Below are 19,980 nucleotides of genomic sequence, written 5' to 3'. Positions count from 1 at the left end.
AGTCATGTTACTGAAATGGAGATCTGAATTAATTTTTAAGAATCTAACCAAAGCTATATCTTTTGTCCTTTCCTTGATTATTGTTTTTGCATTTTTTAATTCCCCTTCGTTTGCCGCAAAAACCTCAATGACAGGTGACTACACAAAAGATACAATTTCAGTTGTTAAATCATTACAAATAGCTGTTGATACTCCAAAAGATTCTCCAGATAAAGACGAAATAAGAAGCGAAGCTCTAATCCTTATAACTGACTATATTTCTAGATACAGAAATAGGGGGATGGTTAACAAAACTCAATCATTTACCACCATGCAAACAGCATTAAATGCTATGGCTGGTCATTACAAAAACTTTTCAAGTAGACCTTTACCAGATAAACTTAAGGAGCGTTTAACTAAAGAATTTTCTCTTGCTGAAAAAATGGCTCTCAGAGAAAGTTGATACAATTCATTTACTTTCTTAAAGTTAACCAATATTTTTGAATATATTAAATATTCCCACAAAAATAATGCTCTTCTAAAATTGGCCAATGTTGTTGTAATCGGAGCCCAATGGGGTGACGAAGGAAAAGGTAAAATTACGGATTTACTGAGCCGCTCGGCTGATGTTGTTGTACGCTACCAGGGAGGGGTGAATGCAGGCCATACCATAGTTGTAGATGATAAAGTCTTAAAATTACATCTAATTCCTTCTGGGATACTTTATAAAAATACTACTTGTTTAATTGGATCAGGAACAGTTGTAGATCCAAAAATATTGCTAAAAGAGATAGATATGTTAATCGATAGTGGAATTGATATCTCAGGATTAAAAATTTCATCAACATCGCATGTAACAATGCCCTACCACCGAATATTGGATGAAGCAATGGAGGCTGATAGAGGTTCTAACAAAATAGGGACAACAGGTAGGGGTATTGGCCCAACTTATGCGGATAAATCCCAAAGGAACGGCATTAGAGTAAGAGATTTGCTTAACAAGGAAAGATTAAGTGATGTAATCGAAATTCCATTAAGAGAAAAAAACGGTTTATTAGAAAAAATATATGGTATTGAACCACTTAAGATGGAAGACATTGTTGCAGAATATCTTGACTATGGAGAAAGGTTATCAAAGCATGTCGTGGACTGTACAAGAACTATCCATTTAGCCTCAAAAAATAAGAAAAACATTCTATTTGAAGGCGCCCAAGGTACTCTACTTGACTTAGATCATGGAACGTACCCTTTTGTTACATCATCAAACCCCATTTCCGGAGGGGCTTGCATTGGCGCTGGAGTTGGTCCAACGTTAATTGATAGAGTTATAGGAGTTGCAAAAGCGTACACAACAAGAGTGGGTGAAGGCCCATTCCCTACAGAATTACAGGGAAGTATTAATGATCAACTTTGTGATAGAGGCAGTGAATTTGGAACCACTACTGGTAGAAGGAGAAGATGTGGATGGTTTGATGGAGTTATTGGGAAATATGCCGTATCAGTAAATGGTCTTGATTGTTTAGCAGTTACAAAACTTGATGTATTAGATGAATTAGATGAGATACAAGTTTGCGTTGCTTATGAACTAGATGGAGAGGAAATAGACTATTTCCCAACGAATTCAGATGACTTAAAAAAATGTAAGCCAATCTTCAAGAAATTAAAAGGCTGGCAATGTTCAACTGCAAATTGCAGAAATCTATCTGATCTACCTCAAAATGCCATGAATTACCTCAGATTTTTAGCTGAATTAATGGAGGTTCCAATTGCTATAGTTTCATTAGGGGCTAATAGAGATCAAACTATAGTAATTGAGGATCCAATTCATGGGCCTAAAAGAGCACTTCTAAGATAATTTCTTAATACTTAATGAGGGAATCCTTTAGACATTTCCAGAAAGATAAAAAAATTGACCTCATAGGTCTGGGCAACGCAATAGTAGATATTATTGTCAATGTAGAAGATGAGTTTCTCGAAATAAATAACCTAGAGAAAGGCTCAATGAATCTTATTAATTCTGATGAATCCAAAACATTATTAAATAATTGCAGAGTGATCAAGCAAATATCTGGTGGATCCTCGGCAAATACCGTTGTGTGTTTAGCAGAATTAGGAAATCATGTCCAATTTATTGGGAGGGTGAAAAATGATCAATTTGGTAAGTTCTTTTCTTCTGATATAAAAAAAAGTAAAACTATATTCAATACTCCGCCAACTTATCAAGGCGCTTCAACTGCTCATTCAATTATTTTGATTACACCTGATGCTCAAAGAACAATGTGCACCTACCTGGGAGCATCTATTGAATTTGAACCAAAAGATATTGATTTCAGTTTAATTAAAGAAAGTAAATACTTGTATTTAGAAGGTTATTTATGGGACAGCGAATTAGCTAAAAATGCTTTTCTTAAAGCTGCTCAAACTGCAAAAAAAGCTAATACAAAAATAATTCTTTCATTGTCTGATTCATTTTGTGTAGATAGACATCGAGAGAGTTTCTTGGAACTAATTGATAACTATGTTGATATAGTTTTTTGTAATGAATCTGAAGTTTTAAGTTTATTTCAAAAGGAAAAATTTGCACATTGCAAAAATGAACTTTCTTCCTTATGTGAATTAGTCATAGTTACTCTTGGTGCAAATGGTTCTATTATAGTCAACAAAAAAGATGTCAAGGTAATTAAGTCTAAGACGAGAGGGGAAGTAATTGATACGACAGGAGCTGGGGATATTTATGCCGGAGGATTTATTCATGGATTAATTAATAATTACTCCCTTAAAAAATGTGGAGAGATTGGTTCAATTTGTGCAGGTCAAATAATTACACAACTTGGGTCTAGATCCAATTTTGATCTTAAAGAGATAATAAATTAGTTTTTTCAAATAGTCTTTTTTAACCACTCATAATATTTCATCTCAGCATGGTATTTCTTATAAATAATTTGAGGAATATCATAGGTAGATATTTTATATATGAAATCAATTAAATCATCTTTAAATTCCGGTTTGCTTTTGACTGTAATTTCAAACTCATTAGTCTCTTCAATATCATCATTCCACTCGTAAATTGAGAAAATTTGCTTTATAGATACACAAGCTGCAAGTTTATTTTGTAGTAGTAATTTAGAAAGACGCAAAGCATTTGTTTTACTTGACTCAGTTGTGATTAAAATTAATACTTCCATAATAAATTAAACATCAGTATTTCCCAATTATGTGGTCTATCAAATTCTCGTATTGAGAGAAAGAGTAAGAATAGTCATTTTTTAATTTTGGCCTTCTAACCAAAAATAAATCCATCCTACTCCCACAAATAATACTTTCCCAGTTTTTCTGGGAATAACTTCCAGATTCTCTGCATATTACATAATCTATTCCCCAAAAATCACAAAGATTTTTCTCTAAAATAACCTCGTCATTTTTACTTGGTTCAAGTATCGCTATATTTGAATTTTTTATACATGATCCAAAAGCTTTGGTTATGCTTTCAGGTGTCGGAAGAACTCTTGTAAATACATTTGCCTTACAACCCATATAATATTTTGCAGTATCATTGAGAAATCTGGAACCTATCGCGAGAAGAATATTCTTATTTTCTAAATTACCTTTATTTATGCCCTTTAGATCTTCAATATAATTGAAATTATTAGAAAATTTAATTTGAGATTGTCTCTCAAATGAGAGAAGGGGAGTATTGATTTCTTTACATGCAGCATTTAGGTTCTTAGAAATTATCGTTGCAAATGGATGCGTAACATCTACAACACATTTGATTTTATTTTTTTTTATGAAATTAATTATCTCATTAATATTTTTTAATTTACCTGTAATGATATGTAACTTTGGATTTCTAATATAGGATTGACCTGCCCTATAAGTTAAAACGCTTACAAAAACTGAATAGTTTTGTTCAATAAGCCTTTTAGCTATTGAAGGTCCATCAGAAGTTCCTGATAGGATCCAAACATTTTCGTAGCAATTTTCTTGATTCTGCATCAGTATGTCTTTAATTAAATAGAAAGTAATGAATCATTGTTTAATTCAAGCGGTAATTAATAACGCTCCCCAAATGAGGTACACAAAAGAGAACCAAACTCCAATTGCAGAAATGATTGTTAATTTTAAAGGATTACGTAGTGAAGATCCAACTAGAGAACTCAAGATTATAGGTTGGGGCAATATTGCCAAAGAAATGATAGAAGAACTAAAGGAAGGACAAAATATTGTTATTGAGGGACGTCTTAAAATGAATTCAGTCACTAGAAAGGATGGAACCAAAGAGAAGCAACCAGAACTTACAGCTTCAAAGATTCATCAAATAACGCCAGTTGAAGTTAATAAAAATGTTCAAGAAGAAAATGTTGGACCATTTGATAAAAAAGAAGGATCTAAAGAATCTAATTGGGACAGCTCACCTTTGGTGCCGGAAGTTGATGAAATACCTTTTTAAATCAAATATCTTTATTTTCTTGAACACTTATAATTAGTTTGCTGATTTTCCTTTCAAGAGCAGCTAATTCGCTTCTGATTTCTGGCCATCTCCCTTTATCAAGATTTTCTAAAAGCCACGCTCTATCTTTATCAAGTCTTAGTATTAAATCATCTTGATTTGAAGTATTGGCATCTTGCATAATACTCTTTAACACATCTTAAATCATTCTAATAGATCAAAATGAAGAAATACTTATCACCTGGAAACATAATCGTATCTACTGGAGGTATATTAGCTTTTGTTGGAATGACTGCTTATTTTACAGACTCAGTAAACTTGAGTGTACCTACATTTTTTTATGGAGTACCTATTTTTTTAATTGGATTAGGATTAAAGACCTCAGAAATACCTCCAGCAGAATTATTTGATAATAAAAATTTTGCAGAAGATAGATTTAATAGACCAAAAGAATTAACAGCATTAGTAAAAGATGTTACAAGATGGAGGTATGGGATAAAAGCTCATCTTGAATCTTCATTAGAAGCTCTAAATTTGTGGGATGAGGATAATCCTCCTCAACTGAGGGAATTAGAAGAAGTCACAAAGGAAGACAAAAATGGGCTTAGAATGCGTTTTGAACTAAATGCTGTTCCTTTAGAAAAATGGATTGAGAAACAAGAGAGATTAAACAGGTTTTTCGTAAAAGGTCTTGAATCAGAATTTATTATCGACGATAATAAAAAAGAATTTGATTTTATTCTTTTTTATTAAATATAGGGATATATTTGTAAAAACCTAATTTCTTGATTCAATTAAGTTTTAACAATTTTAATAATGAATGATTCTCAAAGAGTATCAATATTAAGCGAAGCACTTCCATATATACAAAGCTTTTCAGGTAGAAAAATTGTCATCAAATATGGTGGTTCTATCATGGAGGACGAGGTACTAAAAGAAGCTTTTTTTAGAGACATAGCTCTTTTGTCAACTGTAGGTGTATGCCCAATAGTAATTCATGGAGGAGGGCCCGAAATCAATAATTGGTTAGAGAAATTAGAAATATCGCCTAAATTCGAAAATGGATTAAGAATTACTGATCAAAAAACAATGGATATTGTCGAGATGGTTCTTATGGGTAGAGTAAATAAACAAATTGTGAAAGGCATTAATAAAACTGGTTCCCTAGCTGTGGGGATATCGGGTCTTGATGGAAATTTAATTCAATCTAGGGAATTAGGAGATGGGAGCCATGGTTTAGTGGGAGAAGTTACAAAGATAAATCCTGAAATATTAGAACCTCTTATTTCTAAAGGATATATTCCTATTATTTCAAGTATTGGATCAACTGTTGATGGTGTTTCACATAATATTAATGCAGACTTTGTCGCTGGAGAAATTGCGGCTTCAATAAATGCGGAAAAACTTATACTCCTTACTGACACTCAAGGGATCTTAAAAAGTAAAGAAAATAAAAATAGTCTTGTTGAAAAAATGAATCTTAAAGAAGCGAGAGATTTTATTGATAAAAAAATTGTTACTGAAGGCATGATCCCCAAGACTGAATGCTGTATTAGAGCTTTAGCTCAAGGAGTAAAAGCGACTCATATAATTGATGGACGGATAGAACATTCATTACTTCTTGAGATTTTTACGAATTCAGGAATTGGAACAATGATAGTTGCCTAATTCATGAAAACTTATGAGCAAGTTTTAGAAATAGTAGAAATTGCTTTAGGTAAAGGTGAGTATAATTATTGCATTGAATTTCTTTTGCCTATAATCGAATCATTCCCCTTATCAAGTAAAGAAGGAGTAAATTTAAGAACAATTTTGATTACTGCTCTTTGTGGAATAAATAAGAAGGAGGAGGCAAAAAGATTTTGTAAAGAACTTCTCAAATCCTACGATAATAAGACGAGAGAAAATGCAAAATATTTGATGGAGGTGATAGAATCCCCTGAAATTAAAAAACCAGACAATTGGAATGTTGACTTTGAAAGCGACCCGTCACTAAATAAAAAATCTCTTGATTCACTTATCAAAAATAGAGATTTAGTTGAGAGAAAGAAGTTTATCAATGTTAACGATACTCCAACTGGTGAAACAAAATCCTTTCAGAGAGGATTTTCACTCATAATATTTTTTATACTATTATTATTAATCCCACTATTAAGTGGATGCGTTAAATTTGAGAATACCCTTGATCTTAGTGAACTTGATTCTATTACTAATAACCTTGTGATAGAGAGTAAATATATTAAAAAATTTCCATGGCAGATAAAATTCGAAAAAGCAATTAAAGATAATTTTCCTGGTGCAGAAACTACACAAGAAGAATCAACTTTTTCTCTAAAAAACAAGAATCTCAATATGGAGAATGCAAAAAATGTTCTTAAAATAATCGAAAGTACTGCAGGAGATTTAGCAGGAAGTTCAACAAATATAGAAATTATTACAACTCAAAAAAACTTAATTTTTTTAAAAAAATACTTTACCAAGGTTGAATTAGATCTCAACGATATTCAAAGTGTTGATAATTTAGAACTAATTTTCAAAATCATAACCCCAAACAAAGCAACCCTTAATGGGATGAATAATTCAAACTTAGAAATCAAAAAGAATCTAATAATTTGGAATTTAAATCCTGGTGAAATTAATAGTCTTGAATTTTCTTTCTGGAGCTGGAACAAATTGATATTTGGGATATCTATTATTTTAATAATAATAATATTGGCTTATTCATTAAGATTCTATAGATTTAAGTTAGGGACAGATTTACCTCAACTCCCATCAAAGTAATTACAACTCTACTGGATTAACATCAATTGTTAAAAAAACATTTCTTGGAATAAGTTTCCATATTAATGACCTATCTGGCAAAGGTATCATTGAACCGTCAGGACCATGTATTAATATCTGCCATCTAAATTTTTTACCTAATTTAGTAATCATACTAGGAGCAGGGCCAATTAATTTCCAGTTACTTTGTTTACAAAAGTACATCAGATATTTTGCAACTTTAATTGCAGTTAATTCTGTTAATTCATAATTCTCGCCAGATATCTTAAGGAGGCAAACCTGACAAAATGGGAATAAATTGGAATCTTTTCTCAATTTCGAAGTTTCATTTAAAAATCCTTCATAGTCTCTTTTCTGAAGGTATGAAATTACAGGATGATTCGGTTTATAAGTTTGAAAAATAACTTTTCCTTTTTTTTGAGCTCTGCCTGCCCTACCTGCTAATTGTAAAAATAATTGTAATGATTTTTCTTCTGCTGAAATATCTGGACGATGGAGTAATCCATCCGCTGCGATTACTACTGAAAGAGTAATATTCGGGATATCAATGCCTTTTGCCAACATTTGAGTTCCCACAAGAATATCAGCTTCACCTCTAGAAAACTTTGAAAGGATATCTCTATGACCATTCTTACTGGAGGTGGTATCTCGATCAAATCTTAGAACTCTTAAGCCAGGAAATTCTTCATTCAAAAACTCCATTACTCTTTGAGTCCCTATCCCAAAAGGCTTAAATGCATTTGAATTGCAATCTGGACAATTTTTAATCAGTCTCGCTTTATGATCGCACCAATGACAACTTAACCATTTTTTTCCTTGCGAACCAAGATGTACTGATAAAGGGACGTCACAATTTGGGCATTTTATTAAGTAGCCACAATTTCTACAACTTAAAAACCCACTATGTCCTCTTCTAGGGATCAAAATTATTGCTTGTTCATTCTTTAAGCGTATTTTGGGAATTAAATCCAACAATTCACTAGATAATATTTTCATATTGCCTTTCTTAAATTCCTCCCTCATATCAATAATGCTTATTTCAGGTACCTTATTTTTAGATATTCTTTTGGTCATTCGTACCAATTTAAAATTCTCTTCATAAACACACTTTTTCCAAGTCTGTATTGACGGGGTTGCGCTTCCAAAAATTAGTTTTGCAGAATTTTTTTTTACTTTTTCAATAGCAACATCTCGTGCATCGTAACAAGGCATAGGACTATCTTGTTTATATGAAACATCATGTTCTTCATCCAATATTACTAACCCTAGATTTTTAATTGGTAGAAATACTGCAGACCTTGTTCCTATCACAATTAATGGGTCATTAGTATTGATAATTTTCTTCCAAACTAGAGTTCTATGAATTGAAGAGCAGTTACTATGATATTCAAAAACAATGTCATTAAATCGGTGTCTAAATCTATCAATAAGTTGAGGTATTAGGCCAATTTCCGGGGCAAGTATCAAACAACTTTTTTTGTTAAGCAATTGATCTTCAGACATTCTCATATAAACCTCCGTTTTACCTGAACCTGTTTCACCCCATAGCATTAACGCATCTCCAGATCTCATTGTTTGAAATTCTTGAAATGCAATTTTCTGCTCAACTGTGAGATTTGGTTTTTTAATTGACCTTGGATCATTGAGAAATAAATTTAATTGAGAATTTATCGTTTTTTCTCTTTTACCTTTAACAAGGTAATTTTTACTGACCATTGAATTTATCAAAGTATAACCAAAGCCAGACTTGATTAATTCACTTTGCCAAGTACCTTTTTGAGGCAAAGAATTTATTAATGAGAATTCTTTTTTGGTCAACCTATTATTTTTAATATCAATATCTTTTTTGCTCTCAATCCATATTTGTTTTTTTAAACCCTGAGAAATTTTCTTATGCTTACCAATCCAACCTGGTGGGAATGCAGTTTTAAACATTTTTAAATTACTGACCATATAAAAAGAAGCTAGAGACTCTATCCATTCTCTCCAAGAATCATTTATTATTTTTTTCTGCAAAATACCTTCGATAAACAAATATTTTATACTTCTACTTCCAGTAATATTTGTTTCATTATCATTAATTTTCGAAAAATTTTCTTTGGAGATCACCAACCCATTTAATAACCTCCCTCTAAGTTTTACAGTTACAATATCACCAATTTCTACGCCAAGATTATTTCCATCTAAATAATAGAAACTATCAATAGTACTACCTACATCAAGCAAAACTTCAAATTTAAAAGAGATATTTGATAACTGATTACTTGCCGGCTTCAAAACTTTTTCTTAGTATTGGATTGTTGAACATTCCACAAAGTGTTTTTTGCACATTGTAAGTATCCTGCTCTTAAGGGAGACATGAAGCTTGGATCATTGATTTAAAAATTCAAATACTGATCTGCCTGTCTGAGAAATCCCAAGACTTTTTACTTTAGGTAATCTATAGCACTATTTAAATTTTTCAACAATTTAGAAAAACTTTTTTCATTTACATATTGCTAAAAGTTCTTTTTAACATCTAAGGGATTATTACTACTAAATGTACAAATTAGCCCTAAATAAAATTTTATCTAGTTAAATTCACCGTAGAAAGGAGTCAATTATGTGTCCAGTCGCAGCAGAATCAAAGAATTCTAAACCTAGTTCTAACAAAAAGATTAATAAAAAAATCAATACCAATCTAGAAACAGTAGTTGAAGAAAATAATAATATCAATAGCCAAAATTTACAGTCATCTTCAGATTTAAACGAAAGTAGCATAGAAAATAATGATGAATTTAATGATTCTGAAGAGGAAGACAAAGGGCTTGGGAATATAAAGCTTGGTCCAAAAGGTATATATACAGAAGATTCAATAAGAGTCTACCTCCAAGAAATTGGAAGAATTAGACTTTTAAGACCAGATGAAGAAATTGAACTTGCAAGAAAAATTGCTGATTTACTCCAACTAGAAGAACTGGCAACTCAATATGAGTCGGAAAAAGGTCATTTCCCCTCTGTTAGAGAGTGGGCCGAATTGATAGATATGCCACTTTCTAAATTCAGAAGAAGACTGCTCTTAGGTAGAAGAGCTAAAGAAAAAATGGTTCAATCAAATTTAAGATTGGTCGTTTCCATCGCAAAAAAATATATGAATAGAGGTTTATCTTTTCAAGATTTAATACAAGAAGGGAGTTTGGGTTTAATTAGAGCAGCTGAAAAGTTTGACCATGAAAAAGGGTATAAATTCTCTACTTATGCTACTTGGTGGATTCGCCAAGCCATCACAAGAGCAATAGCAGACCAAAGTAGAACTATTAGATTGCCAGTGCATTTATATGAGACAATATCTAGAATTAAAAAAACCACAAAAGTTCTTAGCCAAGAATTCGGAAGAAAGCCAAGTGAAGAGGAAATAGCTGAGAGTATGGAGATGACTATTGAAAAATTAAGATTTATAGCCAAAAGTGCTCAACTACCTATTTCTTTAGAAACTCCTATTGGTAAAGAAGAAGACTCAAGACTTGGAGACTTCATAGAGGCTGATATAGAAAATCCAGAACAAGATGTTTCTAAAACTTTATTAAGAGAAGATTTAGAAGGAGTACTAGCTACTCTAAGTCCACGGGAAAGAGATGTTCTTAGATTGAGATACGGTATTGATGACGGAAGGATGAAAACTCTTGAAGAAATTGGACAGATTTTTGATGTAACAAGAGAAAGAATTAGACAAATAGAAGCAAAAGCGCTCAGGAAACTTAGACATCCAAATCGAAATGGGGTTTTAAAAGAATATATTAAATAAAAATGGTTAAATATAATTTTCAGCTTTAGAAAGTTGCGAAAGAATAGCTTAAAATATATACGACTTAATTTAATTCAGAATAATATTTAATGACTAACTTTAAACTAAAAATAGCTAGCAGAAGAAGCAAACTAGCAATGGTACAAACTTTGTGGGTTAAAGACCAACTAGAAAAAAATATTCCGAATTTAGAAGTATCAATAGAGGCCATGGCAACTCAAGGGGACAAAATTCTCGATGTAGCTTTAGCCAAAATAGGTGACAAGGGCTTATTCACAAAAGAACTTGAAGCACAAATGCTAATAGGGCAAGCAGATATAGCAGTACATTCTCTCAAAGATTTACCAACAAATTTGCCTAGTGGCCTTAAATTAGGATGCATAACAAAAAGAGAAGACCCTGCAGATGCTTTAGTAGTAAACAAAAAAAATGAAAGTTATAAATTAGAAACTTTACCAACAGGTTCGATTGTTGGGACAAGCTCTTTAAGAAGGCTTGCACAATTAAGAAATAAGTACCCGCATCTTGATTTCAAGGATATAAGAGGAAATGTTATTACAAGAATAGAAAAATTAGATGCAGGAGAATTTGATTGCATAATTCTTGCTGCCGCCGGATTAAAGAGATTAGGCTTTGAATCAAGAATTCATCAGATTATTCCAAATGAAATTTCTCTTCATGCTGTTGGACAAGGAGCACTAGGCATTGAATGTAAATCTGATGATAAAAAAGTTTTAGAAATTATAAATGTTTTAGAAGATAAGCCGACTAGTCAAAGGTGTTTAGCAGAAAGGGCCTTTTTAAGAGAGCTTGAAGGAGGATGCCAAGTCCCAATTGGTGTAAATAGCAACATTAAGGATGAACAACTTCACCTTACTGGTATGGTAGCCTCTCTTGATGGAGAAAGGCTGATTAAAGATCAATATAGTGGCGATGCTGATAACCCTGAACAAATAGGTAAAGAACTGGCTAAAAAACTAAAGAACCAAGGTGCAGATAAAATACTTAGCGAAATATTTGAACAATTTAGGGAAAACTAAAATAAGTTAATTTACTAATCTAGGGTCAATTTCTTTTTTATATCTATTTTCACAATCTTTAATCACTTTAAGAGCTTCGTCTATTCCAAAAAAACCATTTACAGTACAAGTCCCAGGTTTTTTTAGATCTTTGTAATGTTCCCAATAATACTTTGTTTCTTTTAACCAATGCTCTCCAAGATCTTCAAAACTTAAAATATGATCCATTCTTTTATCATCTGCCAGAACTGCTATCACCTTATCATCGACCTCTCCACCATCATCAAATTTCATCACTCCAATGATCCTTGCCTCCACAATTGATCCAGGAATCAACGGTTCAGTTACGCTAACAATTTCGATATCAAGTGGATCTCCATCTTCATCCCATGTCCTTGGTATACATCCATAAGCAAAAGGATAAGCAAGTGAAGAATAACCGACCCTATCAAGTTTAAGGTGGCCCGTTTCTGTAATTAATTCATATTTATTTATCGTATTTGAATTTAATTCAACAATAGTATTAACTGTTGTATTTGAGCCATCAGTGAAAGCATTTAGTATATGCAATAAATTCGGTGTAACCCTACTTGGGGGTTGATTAAGATTTGCCATCGAAAAATAATTTTTGTTTATCTTACATCCTCATACTTAACCAATTTCTATAAAAGTAATGTTTCAGAAAATATTATTAATTTTAGACCTTAAATGATTAATAAAATAGTTTGGTGATAGTTCTTCGTTCGTTACTGTTTTTACCAAATCCATAGAATTAACTGATCTCCCATATTTGTGAATATTGTTTCTTAACCAAAAAATGATTTTTTGATATTCACCTTTTTCGATTAACTTATCTATCAAGCCAATGTCCTTTTCCATTTGAGAAGATATTTGTGCACTTATAAGATGACCTAACAAATATGAAGGAAAATATCCAAACGCACCTTCACTCCAGTGAACATCTTGAAGACAGCCTTCTGAATCATTAGATGGTTTTACTCCTAGGAGTTGATCATATCTTTTATTCCATTCCTCTGGAATATCTTCAGCAGGCAATCCTTTTTCAATCAGATCTATTTCGAGTTCTGTTCTTATTAATATGTGCAAGCCATAGGTCAATTCATCTGCTTCAACCCTATTTAATCCTGGTTCCACATGATTAATAGATTTCCAGAGTTCTAAATAATCATTTAAGGAACATCCAACAGCAGCAAATTTTTTAAAAAATCTTTTTGAAAAAGATTTGGATTTAACTATTCTATTTTCCCAAAATAAAGATTGACTTTCATGAATCCCCATAGAAGTTGCTTGACCTAAAGGCCAAGCAAACCATTGATGACTTTGAGATGGCAAACCCTGCTCATAAATTGAATGACCCCACTCATGTGCAGTTGCTAGAAAACTTGATAATGGTTCACCTTCAACAATTCTTGTTGTAATCCTATAATCATTGGGCCCTAATGTAATTGAAAAAGGGTGAGGAGATTTACCGACAATAACGAGATCTTTATCTCTCCCAAACTCATCAAGTAATTTAGAACACAAAATTTGTTGAGATTTGGGACCTAGATCCCAATAATTTTTTTTTGACTGATTAATTCCTCTAATCAAATCTGGAATAGTTTCCTTCAATGGTTGAAACATCTTATTCAACCACTTCAAAGTCAATTCAGGCTCAAAGGGTTGGGCTAGTGTCTCCCATGGAGAATATTGATCAGATATTTGTTTCGATTCTTCAATCCGCAATTTAATTAATTCTTCAAAGAATGGAAGAAAAATTTTAAAATCAGATTTTTTCTTAGCCTCTTGCCAACTTTCATAACCTTTGGATTTTGCCTTTGCTAAAGACTCAACTAATTTAGGATCTAAATTTCTTTCTCTATTAAATTCCTTTAATAAAAGATTAATATTTCTTTCCTTCTCTTTAATAAAAAGTTGATTATCGGAATTTCGTTCAATATCTAATAATTCATTTCTAGCAGATTGTATTAAGTTAGAAAATTCTTCCGAAGAATTTCTCTCATGCAATACTTTCGCAATATAAGTAAGTTGTTCAGATCTCCAAGAAGCTCCTTTTTTAGGCATTCCAGTATTCTGATCCCAATAAAGTGTATTTTGGATTGACCCTAATATTTGAGTTTCCTTAAGATAAGCCCCCAGCTTATTCCATTGAGTTTCAGCCAAAAATCTAAATTTAATTAGATCTATTTTAAGATAAAAATTTTGATGTTTGAATAAAACATATATCTTTTATACGTAATAGGATATTGATTAATAAAGCTTTGACTATTATGGAACAAATATTCTCAGAATTAAAATTTTTAACCAATGGTGAGGGTTTTGTTGACATAACACAAGATATAAATTTATTCATTAAAAAGAATAATTTTCATTCCGGAATTTTCAATTTAACTTCACTTCATACCAGTTGCAGCTTAACTATTAATGAAAACGCAGATCCAAATGTTCTAAGAGACCTAAAAAAATATATGCAATCAATAGTTCCATATGAGTCCTATTTATCCTTATCAAAAAATAGAGAAGAAATATCCTATAAACATTATCAAGAGGGGGCTGATGATATGCCAGCACATATTAAAACATCCCTAACAAACACTTGTTTATCTCTAAGTTTTCAAGACGGTAAAATCATGCTTGGTACATGGCAGGCAGTTTATTTATGGGAACATAGATTTGATCAAAAGGAAAGAATTATAAACGTTCATATAATTGGTGAAAAAAAGTAAAATATTTATAATGTAAAGAAGTTAGATTAGTTATTGAATGGAACCTTACCTTTTACAAGATGAAGAATTGAAGGAATTAGTTGTAAAAATACCTTACTGGGAAATTAAATCTGAACAAATCCAAAGAGAATTTAACTTCGCTAATTTTATTGAAGCATTCTCATTTATGACAAAGGTAGCTTTAATCTGTGAAAAACATAATCATCACCCTAATTGGGAAAATGTTTATTCAAGAGTAGTAATTAGATTAAATACACATGATTTGGGGGGCATTACAAATTTGGATCAAACATTAGCTTCAGAAATTAACAAAATTTTCGATAAATAAAATTATAAACTTTTTCATTTAACTACTTGATATGTCTAAAAATTTGTTGCCAGTTACGATTATTAGTGGATTCTTAGGTTCTGGGAAAACCACACTCCTTAATCATATTTTAAAAAATCAAGTCGGTATTAAAACAGCTGTTTTAGTTAATGAATTTGGAGAGATCGGCATAGATAATGACTTAATAATAAAGGGTTCAGAAGATATGATCGAATTAAATAATGGATGTATATGTTGCTCAATCAATGACGAATTAATAAGTACAGTATCCAAAGTTTTAGAAAAAGCTGAAAACATAGACTATTTAATTGTTGAGACAACTGGGCTAGCTGATCCATTACCAGTAGCCATGACTTTTGCGGCTGGTGATCTTAGAGAAAAATTAAGATTAGATTCGATCATCACTGTTGTTGATGGAGAAAATTTTGATTTTGAAATTAATAATACTAGTGTCGCCTATTCTCAAATTTTATATGGAGATATCATTCTTCTTAATAAATCTGATTTGGCAAATGAAGAACAATTAAAGAAAATAGAAAAGTTCATAAGCAACATAAAAAAAGAACCAAGGATCTTGAGATCAACAAATAGTGAGGTTGCACTTCAAACAATACTAAGCGTAGGTTTATTTGAGACAGATACTTTCCAATTCGAGAGGGGTAAAGAAAAGATAGTAGGAAATCAAAAAGAACATGCTTCCCATTCACATGATCACTCCTCCCATTCACATGATCACTCGTCTCATTCACATGATCACTCGTCCCATTCACATGATCACTCGTCCCATTCACATGATCACTCCTCCCATTCACATGATTTGAGCAATAATATCGAAGGATTTACATCAGTTTCTTATGAGACATTTGAACCATTTTCCTTAAGGAAGTTTCAATATTTTTTAGATAATCAATTATCACAAAATGTATTTAGAGCAAAAGGGATATTATGGTTTATGGAAAGTGATAGAAAACACATTTTTCACTTATCTGGGAAACGGTTCTCTCTTGATGATGAAGAATGGACAAAAGATAAATCAAACAAGATAGTTTTAATTGGTAAAAACTTAGATCATCAAACTATTAAAAATCAACTTTCATCATGTAGATTTAATTCAAAATAGATTACTTAGCAGGATTTAATTAATTTTTGAAAATACTTATTACAGGATTTAAAAAAGCAGTATCAGAATTAAAAATTCTATATATCATTTCGTTTTTTGTTGCACTCTTAGTAATTATTCCAATATCCAATTTTCTTTTAGAAGGGATTGTTTTCATAATTAGTGGGAATTTATCATTAGGTATTGCAGGAGGAGAAGAGGTATTTGGTACTTTAAAAGTTTTAGCTCTCACAAGTTTATTTGGTGGAGGCTTAGGAACCTTGAATGGATGGTTACTTTCAAATTGCGATTTCAAGTTCAGAAGAGTTATTCGTATATGTCAGCTTGTTCCACTAGCTGCCCCAGCATATCTAATAACAGCTGTTCTACAGGATTTAGGAAGTATTTTTGGGTATCAAGTAACTGGGTTATGGTGGGGAGTTTTAATACTTTCGATTTCTACTTATCCATATGTATTCATTCTTGCTAACGAAAGTTTTAATAAATTTGGAGTAAATCAAATCAATGTTAGTAGGGGATTAGGAGTTGGGCCATGGAGGAGCTTCTTTAAAATCGCTTTACCAATGGCGTTTCCATCACTCATAACAGGAATAAGTTTAATGTGTATGGAAGTAATGAATGAGCTCGGGACTTTTGCATTATTAAATATTCCTAGTATTTCTACAGGCATCACCGAGAATTGGATAATCGAAGGCAATCCAAAAAGTGCTACTGGATTATCTTTGGTAGCCCTAATAATAATTTTCACTTTAATTATTTTCGAAAAATTCTCAAGAAGAAAATCAAAGAGGTGGAGCGAAAATCCCGCGTCACAAGATTCTCAAGGATGGGAGTTAAAAAGAACTAGGGCTTTTTTGGCAATAACCATATCCTTATTTCCTCCAATTTTCTCTTTTGGAATTCCGTGTTTTTGGGTTCTGCTAAATATCGATCAAATTCAAAAAGGGTTGTCTATAGAAATAGTTACCCTATCCTTAAGGACTATTAGTCTGGGACTTTTTACTGCAGTAATAACAATGTTATTCTCCTTAATAATTTCCTTAGCAAAACGTCCAAATAAAAGTTTTTTAATAGAACTAATAACAAACCTTGCAGGGATCGGTTACGCAATCCCAGGTACAGTATTAGCTTTATCTTTGATAAGTATTTCTTCTTCAAAATTCAATTTAATCGCTATTTGCTTACTAATTTGGGGTTATATTGTCCGTTTTTTAACAATTTCTAAGGGTTCTATTGATTCAAGTCTTGAGAGAATTTCTCCTAGTCTTGATGAAGCCGCACTTGGACTAGGAGAAAATTGGCTAGGAATCATAAAAAGAATTCACCTACCTCTACTCCAGGGACCAATATTCGTGGGATCACTTTTAGTTTTTGTAGATACCATAAAAGAATTACCCATAACATTTATTTTAAGACCATTCGATTTCGATACATTAGCTGTGAGAATATATCAATATGCTGGGGATGAAAGAATAGTCGAAGCAATATTACCAGCAATTCTTGTCATGACTTTAGGCTTTATTGCATCAATAACACTGATACCAAGTTTAGAGAAAAAAAACTAAATTTTTTGAAAAAGTTTCTTAACTAAAAAAGGAAAGCTTAACAACAAATCTGCCGATGTAGATATAACCCTAAAATAGATTAAAATAACCACAATTATATCTTGAGGAATATTTCTGCCAATAAAAAAAAGCAGGGAGCTTTCAAAAACTCCAACTCCTCCTGGAGCTGTAGGTACTATCAAACCTAAAGACCATGACAAAGAGAAGATTACTAAAAGAAATATGATGTTTAATGTATTATTTGTATAAAAAATATTAAGGCAAATATAAAATCCAGTAAATTTAGATAAAACAAACCCAATTTCAAGTAATAACGCTTTTGTAGGGAAAAAAGATATTATATTTATTTTCTTTTCAAATTGTTCTTTTGAATTTGCAAGTCTCAAAACGTCGAATACTTTACCTTTAAGAGAACCTAATCTTTTTAATACAAGATAAATTAATTTCCTATTTAAAAATACTAAGGGCAAAATTAAAAAAAAGAAAAATGGTGAAAAAATCACTCCCAGCGATGCCAAAAGAAAAGATCCACTCAACATAAAGTAAGGTTCTATGAGTGTCGAATACAAAGCAATCTGTGGATTACTTATTTTTTTTATAAAGTTAAATCTTTCAACGAAATGCCAAATCCCTCCCGGCACATATTTAAGAATATTAGTTAAAACATAAAAGGAAACTAGATTATTACTTTTATAGTCTTTACCAAACCACTTAACTATATATTCCCAAGCATAGGCGTTAAGATAAATACTTAAAACACAAAATAAAAAAGATAAAAATAAATTAATTCCATTTTTTTTAAAACTGATATCGAAAGAAATTTGATCAAAATTATAAAAAAAATAGACGCAAAAATAAAACAAGCTTGAAATAAAGAAAAGACTCTTCAAAGCACCAAAATTAATTTTTTTAAGCAATTTCCAATAGGATTGACTAGATATATTAAATCTCATTTCCAGTTTTCAAATGCCTTAAATTCTTTACTTGAGTCTTTTATTATTTTTCTTATTTCGTCAGTTGATATTTTATGCTCAATTTTCAATCTCAAAACTTCATCGTTTTCTGGTTTCATAGTTATCGATCCATCAGGCTTCAAAATCTGTTTAACTTTTATATTGCCAAAAGTCGTCAAACATTCTCCTCTCCTTCTTAGTAAAATCCACCTCGATTGGATTCTCTCGCGAACTCCAATAGTCTTGGAATAATCAAACCATAATCGCCTAAAAAATTCTTTTTTCTCTATTGGTAAGATTGCTTGAATATAAAACCCAATTCTATTTTTTTTCATATTTATAGATTGATAAGAAACATCGTGAGCCCCCTCAATTCTCAATTTCTCTACAAAATTAGATATATCTTCAGGGGATTGGTCGTCAATCCATGCTTCTTGAATAGATATCTCTTCACATTTTGGATTGGTTTGTTGATTAATAGAAGAGTTCCCAAATGATGTAATTTTACAAACTCTTACCAAATTAGGGAATGGAAATTTTAGGTTACCAATGCCTACTCCATAAGAATTAATTGAATATCTTGAAGGGGGGTGCGAATGGTCGACTAAATTAGAAAGTAAAGCAATTCCTGTTGGTGTAGATAATTCGCCCTCTATCGAGTCAAAACTTGATAAAACCTTTATGTTCTTTTGGCTAATTAGCTCTATTACAGCAGGGGGAGGTACTGATAATTTTCCATGTTCAGTTTGTACAAAACCTTTCCCCAACATTGGTTCATTACAATAAACCTTCTTTGGGTTTAAGTAATTCAATGCAGCACATACTCCTATGATATCCACTAGTGAATCTAGAGCTCCAATTTCATGAAAATGAACATCCTCAGATTTGATGCCATGAACTTTTCCCTCGGCAATTGCTAACGATTCAAATACTTCATAAATTAATTGCTTTAAATTCTCATTTAAGTTCCCATTTAAAATAAATTCTTTAATACTTCTCCAATCTCTTTTAGTAGGATTACGTTCAATATTCTCAACCTTTGCCTTGATGCCTCGAATTGAACAACTTTTTGATTCTATAAACTTTAGATGATAGAGATCCTTAAATCCAAGATCAATAAGCGGTTGTTCAATAACTTCTTTAGGCACCCCTAAATCATAAAAAGCTCCTAGCAACATATCTCCAGAAATGCCTGGCGAACATTCAATTAAAAGATCATTCATAAATCTAAAATTTCTTGATTAGTAAAATTGC

21 protein-coding genes are annotated in these 19,980 nt (G+C 31.7%); 13 read left to right on the top strand and 8 right to left on the bottom strand.

Translation table 11 applies throughout. The features are described from left to right. Positions 1-4 precede the first annotated feature (4 nt). From psb27 to JJ847_08530, 3 genes are all read left to right on the top strand, one after another. The gene (psb27, locus tag JJ847_08540; protein ID MBO6960932.1) at positions 5-442 is read left to right on the top strand and encodes a photosystem II protein Psb27; all 438 of its coding nucleotides are present in this window, start codon (positions 5-7) and stop codon (positions 440-442) included. Between the two features lie 81 nt (positions 443-523). Then, entirely contained in the window at positions 524-1,834 is a 1,311-nt protein-coding gene (locus JJ847_08535; GenBank protein MBO6960931.1) for an adenylosuccinate synthase, read from the top strand. Positions 1,835-1,848: 14 nt separating this feature from the next. Continuing rightward, the gene (locus JJ847_08530; GenBank protein MBO6960930.1) at positions 1,849-2,853 is read left to right on the top strand and encodes an adenosine kinase; all 1,005 of its coding nucleotides are present in this window, start codon (positions 1,849-1,851) and stop codon (positions 2,851-2,853) included. 5 nt (positions 2,854-2,858) lie between these two features. Here JJ847_08530 and JJ847_08525 read toward each other — a convergent pair whose 3' ends face one another. Beyond that, positions 2,859-3,164 carry a divalent-cation tolerance protein CutA gene (locus JJ847_08525; protein MBO6960929.1) on the bottom strand — a complete coding sequence of 102 codons (306 nt, stop codon included), beginning with the start codon at positions 3,162-3,164 and terminating at the stop codon, positions 2,859-2,861. Positions 3,165-3,177: 13 nt separating this feature from the next. After that, positions 3,178-3,975: a precorrin-6A/cobalt-precorrin-6A reductase gene (locus JJ847_08520; protein MBO6960928.1), complete on the bottom strand. Its 798-nt coding sequence runs from the start codon at positions 3,973-3,975 to the stop codon at positions 3,178-3,180. A 28-nt stretch (positions 3,976-4,003) separates the two neighbouring features. On the opposite strand from JJ847_08520, the gene JJ847_08515 reads away from it, so the two are divergent. Then, a complete protein-coding gene (locus JJ847_08515) occupies positions 4,004-4,429 on the top strand; it encodes a single-stranded DNA-binding protein (protein ID MBO6960927.1) in 426 nt (141 codons plus the stop codon). A gap of 1 nt (position 4,430) precedes the next feature. On the opposite strand, the gene JJ847_08510 is transcribed toward JJ847_08515, so the two are convergent. Further along, on the bottom strand, positions 4,431-4,610 hold the full coding sequence (locus JJ847_08510; protein MBO6960926.1) for a hypothetical protein: 180 nt from the start codon (positions 4,608-4,610) through the stop codon (positions 4,431-4,433). Positions 4,611-4,651: 41 nt separating this feature from the next. Between JJ847_08510 and JJ847_08505 the strand changes: the two genes are divergently transcribed. The 3 genes from JJ847_08505 to JJ847_08495 all read left to right on the top strand — a co-directional run bounded on the left by JJ847_08505 (position 4,652) and on the right by JJ847_08495 (position 7,210). Further along, positions 4,652-5,182, top strand: a complete 531-nt coding sequence (locus JJ847_08505) for a DUF2854 domain-containing protein (GenBank protein ID MBO6960925.1) — start codon at positions 4,652-4,654, stop codon at positions 5,180-5,182. Between the two features lie 63 nt (positions 5,183-5,245). Next, the gene (gene argB, locus JJ847_08500) at positions 5,246-6,097 is read left to right on the top strand and encodes an acetylglutamate kinase (protein ID MBO6960924.1); all 852 of its coding nucleotides are present in this window, start codon (positions 5,246-5,248) and stop codon (positions 6,095-6,097) included. Positions 6,098-6,100: 3 nt separating this feature from the next. Then, a complete protein-coding gene (locus tag JJ847_08495; GenBank protein MBO6960923.1) occupies positions 6,101-7,210 on the top strand; it encodes a DUF3153 domain-containing protein in 1,110 nt (369 codons plus the stop codon). Here JJ847_08495 and priA read toward each other — a convergent pair whose 3' ends face one another. After that, positions 7,211-9,487 (bottom strand): primosomal protein N', encoded by a 2,277-nt coding sequence (gene priA / locus JJ847_08490; GenBank protein MBO6960922.1) that lies wholly within the window; start codon positions 9,485-9,487, stop codon positions 7,211-7,213. A gap of 325 nt (positions 9,488-9,812) precedes the next feature. Between priA and rpoD the strand changes: the two genes are divergently transcribed. Both rpoD and hemC read left to right on the top strand, forming a co-directional pair. Then, positions 9,813-10,994 (top strand): RNA polymerase sigma factor RpoD, encoded by a 1,182-nt coding sequence (rpoD, locus tag JJ847_08485; GenBank protein MBO6960921.1) that lies wholly within the window; start codon positions 9,813-9,815, stop codon positions 10,992-10,994. 89 nt (positions 10,995-11,083) lie between these two features. Further along, the gene (gene hemC, locus JJ847_08480; protein ID MBO6960920.1) at positions 11,084-12,034 is read left to right on the top strand and encodes a hydroxymethylbilane synthase; all 951 of its coding nucleotides are present in this window, start codon (positions 11,084-11,086) and stop codon (positions 12,032-12,034) included. A gap of 6 nt (positions 12,035-12,040) precedes the next feature. Here hemC and JJ847_08475 read toward each other — a convergent pair whose 3' ends face one another. Beyond that, complete coding sequence (locus JJ847_08475; protein ID MBO6960919.1) at positions 12,041-12,628, bottom strand: inorganic diphosphatase; 588 nt, start codon at positions 12,626-12,628, stop codon at positions 12,041-12,043. Between the two features lie 63 nt (positions 12,629-12,691). After that, a complete protein-coding gene (locus JJ847_08470; protein MBO6960918.1) occupies positions 12,692-14,197 on the bottom strand; it encodes a carboxypeptidase M32 in 1,506 nt (501 codons plus the stop codon). Positions 14,198-14,304: 107 nt separating this feature from the next. Between JJ847_08470 and JJ847_08465 the strand changes: the two genes are divergently transcribed. From JJ847_08465 to JJ847_08450, 4 genes are read left to right on the top strand one after another with little or no spacing between them, the layout of a single operon-like run. Beyond that, positions 14,305-14,760: a YjbQ family protein gene (locus JJ847_08465; protein ID MBO6960917.1), complete on the top strand. Its 456-nt coding sequence runs from the start codon at positions 14,305-14,307 to the stop codon at positions 14,758-14,760. A 37-nt stretch (positions 14,761-14,797) separates the two neighbouring features. After that, positions 14,798-15,088 carry a 4a-hydroxytetrahydrobiopterin dehydratase gene (locus JJ847_08460; protein MBO6960916.1) on the top strand — a complete coding sequence of 97 codons (291 nt, stop codon included), beginning with the start codon at positions 14,798-14,800 and terminating at the stop codon, positions 15,086-15,088. A 31-nt stretch (positions 15,089-15,119) separates the two neighbouring features. Then, on the top strand, positions 15,120-16,208 hold the full coding sequence (locus JJ847_08455) for a GTP-binding protein (GenBank protein MBO6960915.1): 1,089 nt from the start codon (positions 15,120-15,122) through the stop codon (positions 16,206-16,208). A 26-nt stretch (positions 16,209-16,234) separates the two neighbouring features. Then, a complete protein-coding gene (locus tag JJ847_08450; protein MBO6960914.1) occupies positions 16,235-17,773 on the top strand; it encodes an iron ABC transporter permease in 1,539 nt (512 codons plus the stop codon). Here JJ847_08450 and JJ847_08445 read toward each other — a convergent pair. Both JJ847_08445 and larC read right to left on the bottom strand, forming a co-directional pair. Further along, on the bottom strand, positions 17,770-18,726 hold the full coding sequence (locus tag JJ847_08445) for a hypothetical protein (GenBank protein ID MBO6960913.1): 957 nt from the start codon (positions 18,724-18,726) through the stop codon (positions 17,770-17,772). The genes JJ847_08450 and JJ847_08445 overlap by 4 nt on opposite strands. Continuing rightward, on the bottom strand, positions 18,723-19,949 hold the full coding sequence (larC, locus tag JJ847_08440; GenBank protein MBO6960912.1) for a nickel pincer cofactor biosynthesis protein LarC: 1,227 nt from the start codon (positions 19,947-19,949) through the stop codon (positions 18,723-18,725). The genes JJ847_08445 and larC overlap by 4 nt, the downstream gene beginning before the upstream one ends. Positions 19,950-19,980: the final 31 nt, after the last annotated feature.

Source organism: Prochlorococcus marinus CUG1438, from assembly GCA_017644325.1.
GTDB lineage: Bacteria > Cyanobacteriota > Cyanobacteriia > PCC-6307 > Cyanobiaceae > Prochlorococcus_A > Prochlorococcus_A marinus_AA.
The sequence above is the reverse complement of the archived record's forward strand: the minus strand, read 5'-3'. Positions and strand labels throughout refer to the sequence as shown.